At 51.3% G+C, this 5,582-nt stretch carries 2 tRNA genes and 3 rRNA genes; all 5 read left to right on the top strand.

What is annotated here, in order from left to right:
* The first annotated feature begins 241 nt into the window (after positions 1–241).
* Positions 242–1,774 (top strand): 16S ribosomal RNA (locus tag PMI16_RS22910).
* Between the two features lie 115 nt (positions 1,775–1,889).
* A tRNA-Ile gene (locus PMI16_RS22905) sits at positions 1,890–1,966 on the top strand.
* A gap of 8 nt (positions 1,967–1,974) precedes the next feature.
* Positions 1,975–2,050, top strand: a tRNA-Ala gene (locus PMI16_RS22900).
* A 293-nt stretch (positions 2,051–2,343) separates the two neighbouring features.
* A 23S ribosomal RNA gene (locus tag PMI16_RS22895) occupies positions 2,344–5,215 on the top strand.
* A 141-nt stretch (positions 5,216–5,356) separates the two neighbouring features.
* Positions 5,357–5,469: ribosomal RNA gene (gene rrf, locus PMI16_RS22890) — 5S ribosomal RNA — on the top strand.
* Together the 16S, 23S and 5S rRNA genes with 2 tRNA genes alongside form the textbook arrangement of a ribosomal RNA operon.
* Positions 5,470–5,582: the final 113 nt, after the last annotated feature.

Here is a 5,582-nt window from a genome sequence, read left to right as displayed (position 1 = left end):
GACAAACAAAACGATTTGTTGGCGAGGCAAGCGGTAGTGATATTGCGGTCGGGCAGGCAAGGTTCTTTAAAAATTAACAGTCGATAAGCGTGGGCGTTTAATGAAGTGCGACAGGCCTTCGGGTCTGGAAACTTTAAATATTTAAACGCTCACAAAGAAATATAGGTAAGAAATTATCTGTCAGTATTTTGAGTGAGTGACCGGTTCGAAAGAACCAGCCAGCAATGGCAAAACAGAGATTGAACTGAAGAGTTTGATCCTGGCTCAGATTGAACGCTGGCGGCATGCCTTACACATGCAAGTCGAACGGCAGCACGGGAGCTTGCTCCTGGTGGCGAGTGGCGAACGGGTGAGTAATATATCGGAACGTGCCCTAGAGTGGGGGATAACTAGTCGAAAGATTAGCTAATACCGCATACGATCTAAGGATGAAAGTGGGGGATCGCAAGACCTCATGCTCGTGGAGCGGCCGATATCTGATTAGCTAGTTGGTGAGGTAAAGGCTCACCAAGGCGACGATCAGTAGCTGGTCTGAGAGGACGACCAGCCACACTGGAACTGAGACACGGTCCAGACTCCTACGGGAGGCAGCAGTGGGGAATTTTGGACAATGGGCGCAAGCCTGATCCAGCAATGCCGCGTGAGTGAAGAAGGCCTTCGGGTTGTAAAGCTCTTTTGTCAGGGAAGAAACGGTCTTGGTTAATACCTGGGGCTAATGACGGTACCTGAAGAATAAGCACCGGCTAACTACGTGCCAGCAGCCGCGGTAATACGTAGGGTGCAAGCGTTAATCGGAATTACTGGGCGTAAAGCGTGCGCAGGCGGTTGTGCAAGACAGATGTGAAATCCCCGGGCTCAACCTGGGAATTGCATTTGTGACTGCACGGCTAGAGTGTGTCAGAGGGGGGTAGAATTCCACGTGTAGCAGTGAAATGCGTAGATATGTGGAGGAATACCGATGGCGAAGGCAGCCCCCTGGGATAACACTGACGCTCATGCACGAAAGCGTGGGGAGCAAACAGGATTAGATACCCTGGTAGTCCACGCCCTAAACGATGTCTACTAGTTGTCGGGTCTTAATTGACTTGGTAACGCAGCTAACGCGTGAAGTAGACCGCCTGGGGAGTACGGTCGCAAGATTAAAACTCAAAGGAATTGACGGGGACCCGCACAAGCGGTGGATGATGTGGATTAATTCGATGCAACGCGAAAAACCTTACCTACCCTTGACATGTACGGAAGGCCGAAGAGATTTGGCTGTGCTCGAAAGAGAACCGTAACACAGGTGCTGCATGGCTGTCGTCAGCTCGTGTCGTGAGATGTTGGGTTAAGTCCCGCAACGAGCGCAACCCTTGTCATTAGTTGCTACGAAAGGGCACTCTAATGAGACTGCCGGTGACAAACCGGAGGAAGGTGGGGATGACGTCAAGTCCTCATGGCCCTTATGGGTAGGGCTTCACACGTCATACAATGGTACATACAGAGGGCCGCCAACCCGCGAGGGGGAGCTAATCCCAGAAAGTGTATCGTAGTCCGGATTGTAGTCTGCAACTCGACTACATGAAGTTGGAATCGCTAGTAATCGCGGATCAGCATGTCGCGGTGAATACGTTCCCGGGTCTTGTACACACCGCCCGTCACACCATGGGAGCGGGTTCTGCCAGAAGTAGTTAGCCTAACCGCAAGGAGGGCGATTACCACGGCAGGGTTCGTGACTGGGGTGAAGTCGTAACAAGGTAGCCGTATCGGAAGGTGCGGCTGGATCACCTCCTTTCTAGAGTGCGCATGAAGTTAAGCGTCCACACTTATCGTCTGTTAGTAAAGAAGAACAGTTATTCGGTTGCGGCGCAGGCAATGCCTGCATGCTGGCTCTGATTACTGATCCAAGCGGGTCTGTAGCTCAGCTGGTTAGAGCACCGTGTTGATAACGCGGGGGTCGTTGGTTCGAGCCCAACCAGACCCACCAAGAGTTTCGGGGGTTTAGCTCAGCTGGGAGAGCACCTGCTTTGCAAGCAGGGGGTCGTCGGTTCGATCCCGTCAACCTCCACCAGAAACGTCAAACCTAAGTCGCACGCAAGCTGAACAAGCGCGTGTGGATTTAGGTTTGGTCTTTTAGCGATCAATGGCTGTTTTTGTTCTTTAACAATCTGGAAGAAGTAAAGAATTCGTCAACGACGAATGCCAGGATTTCGATCCTTGCATGCGAAGTTGATGGGTGTGATTGTATCAATCAAAGTATTACGAAGTGATCTTAGCAATTAGAAGACTTACTTTGGCAATACGGCAAACGCTAAACTCAAAAAGCTCTATGACGATCTCTCGGAAGAGAGGCTAACGTTATAGGGACAAGTGAATAAGTGCACATGGTGGATGCCTTGGCGATTACAGGCGATGAAGGACGTAGTAGCTTGCGATAAGCTGCGGGGAGCGAGCAAACACGCTTTGATCCGCAGATTTCCGAATGGGGAAACCCACCCGCAAGGGTATCACTGACTGAATACATAGGTCAGTGAGGCGAACGCGGCGAACTGAAACATCTAAGTAGCTGCAGGAAAAGAAATCAACCGAGATTCCCAAAGTAGTGGCGAGCGAAATGGGACCAGCCTGCAAGATTTAGCATTTTTGATAGTGGAACGGAATGGAAAGTCCGGCCATAGAGGGTGATAGCCCCTTACACGAAATCATTAGTGTGGAACTAGGCTTGCGACAAGTAGGGCGGGACACGTGAAATCCTGTCTGAACATGGGGGGACCATCCTCCAAGGCTAAATACTCGTAATCGACCGATAGTGAACCAGTACCGTGAGGGAAAGGCGAAAAGAACCCCGGAAGGGGAGTGAAATAGATCCTGAAACCGTGTGCATACAAACAGTAGGAGCCTCGCAAGGGGTGACTGCGTACCTTTTGTATAATGGGTCAGCGACTTACATTCAGTGGCAAGGTTAACCGAATAGGGAAGCCGTAGAGAAATCGAGTCCGAATAGGGCGTTCAGTCGCTGGGTGTAGACCCGAAACCAAGTGATCTACTCATGGCCAGGTTGAAGGTGCGGTAACACGCACTGGAGGACCGAACCCACTAATGTTGAAAAATTAGGGGATGAGCTGTGGGTAGGGGTGAAAGGCTAAACAAACTTGGAAATAGCTGGTTCTCTCCGAAAACTATTTAGGTAGTGCCTCAAGTATCACCATCGGGGGTAGAGCACTGTTATGGCTAGGGGGTCATCGCGACTTACCAACCCATTGCAAACTCCGAATACCGATGAGTGCGAGCTTGGGAGACAGACGTCGGGTGCTAACGTCCGGCGTCAAGAGGGAAACAACCCAGACCGCCAGCTAAGGTCCCAAAGATTGGCTAAGTGGAAAACGAAGTGGGAAGGCTAAAACAGTCAGGAGGTTGGCTTAGAAGCAGCCATCCTTTAAAGAAAGCGTAATAGCTCACTGATCGAGTCGTCCTGCGCGGAAGATGTAACGGGGCTAAGCCAGTCACCGAAGCTGCGGATATGCGTAAGCATATGGTAGGAGAGCGTTCTGTAAGCCTGCGAAGGTGTCTTGTAAAGGATGCTGGAGGTATCAGAAGTGCGAATGCTGACATGAGTAGCGATAATGGGGGTGAAAAGCCTCCACGCCGTAAGCCCAAGGTTTCCTGTTCAACGTTCATCGGAGCAGGGTGAGTCGGCCCCTAAGGCGAGGCAGAGATGCGTAGCTGATGGGAAGCAGGTTAATATTCCTGCACCGTCGTTAGATGCGATGGGGGGACGGATCGCGGAAGGTTGTCCGGGTGTTGGATGTCCCGGTTCCTGTATCAGAGAAGGCTGTTAGGCAAATCCGGCAGCGTAATTCAAGGGTATGGGACGAGCGAACTTGTTCGCGAAGCAATCGGAAGTGGTTCCAAGAAAAGCCTCTAAGCTTCAGTCTAACGAGACCGTACCGCAAACCGACACAGGTGGGCGAGATGAGTATTCTAAGGCGCTTGAGAGAACTCGGGAGAAGGAACTCGGCAAATTTGTACCGTAACTTCGGGATAAGGTACGCCCTAGTAGTTTGACTGGCCTGCGCCAGGAGGACAAACGGGTTGCAATAAAAAGGTGGCTGCGACTGTTTAATAAAAACACAGCACTCTGCAAACACGAAAGTGGACGTATAGGGTGTGACGCCTGCCCGGTGCTGGAAGATTAAATGATGGGGTGCAAGCTCTTGATTGAAGTCCCAGTAAACGGCGGCCGTAACTATAACGGTCCTAAGGTAGCGAAATTCCTTGTCGGGTAAGTTCCGACCTGCACGAATGGCGTAACGATGGCCACACTGTCTCCTCCCGAGACTCAGCGAAGTTGAAATGTTTGTGATGATGCAATCTACCCGCGGCTAGACGGAAAGACCCCATGAACCTTTACTGTAGCTTTGCATTGGACTTTGAACCAATCTGTGTAGGATAGGTGGGAGGCTTTGAAGCGTGGACGCCAGTCTGCGTGGAGCCATCCTTGAAATACCACCCTGGTTTGTTTGAGGTTCTAACCTTGGTCCGTTATCCGGATCGGGGACAGTGCATGGTAGGCAGTTTGACTGGGGCGGTCTCCTCCCAAAGTGTAACGGAGGAGTTCGAAGGTACGCTAGGTACGGTCGGACATCGTGCTAATAGTGCAATGGCATAAGCGTGCTTAACTGCGAGACTGACAAGTCGAGCAGGTACGAAAGTAGGACATAGTGATCCGGTGGTTCTGTATGGAAGGGCCATCGCTCAACGGATAAAAGGTACTCTGGGGATAACAGGCTGATTCCTCCCAAGAGTTCATATCGACGGGGGAGTTTGGCACCTCGATGTCGGCTCATCACATCCTGGGGCTGTAGCCGGTCCCAAGGGTATGGCTGTTCGCCATTTAAAGTGGTACGTGAGCTGGGTTTAAAACGTCGTGAGACAGTTTGGTCCCTATCTGCCGTGGGCGTTGGAAGTTTGAAGGGGGCTGCTCCTAGTACGAGAGGACCGGAGTGGACGAACCTCTGGTGTATCGGTTGTCACGCCAGTGGCATTGCCGAGTAGCTAAGTTCGGAAGAGATAACCGCTGAAAGCATCTAAGCGGGAAACTCGCCTTGAGATGAGACTTCCCGGGAGTTTAACTCCCCTAAAGGGTCGTTCGAGACCAGGACGTTGATAGGTCAGGTGTGGAAGCGCAGTAATGCGTTAAGCTAACTGATACTAATTGCCCGTGTGGCTTGTCCCTATAACATTAGCTGTTATAGCTTTAGAGTTAATTATGTGTTTGCCTAGGTGCATCACACCCAAAGATAATATTTACTTCTTCCCAGATTGCGTTGTTTGGCAACCCAGCTTTAACGGGACCCAAGCAACACTACAAGTTATGCCTGATGACTATAGCAAGTTGGTACCACCCCTTCCCATCCCGAACAGGACCGTGAAACGACTTCGCGCCGATGATAGTGCTGCAACCAGTGTGAAAGTAGGTCATCGTCAGGCTATTAATTAAGCTTAAGCCCCATGCCAGATCGGTGTGGGGCTTTTTGCTATGCGCTCTCCGTTCTCCGCTATCTCCACTCTCCGCCGCAACTGCCCCGCGCTCTCTCCAGGCA

This window comes from Herbaspirillum sp. CF444 (assembly GCF_000282135.1).
Classification (GTDB): Bacteria; Pseudomonadota; Gammaproteobacteria; order Burkholderiales; family Burkholderiaceae_D; genus Herbaspirillum.
Note: the sequence above shows the minus strand (reverse complement) of the source record. Positions and strands in the feature narration are given on the sequence as shown.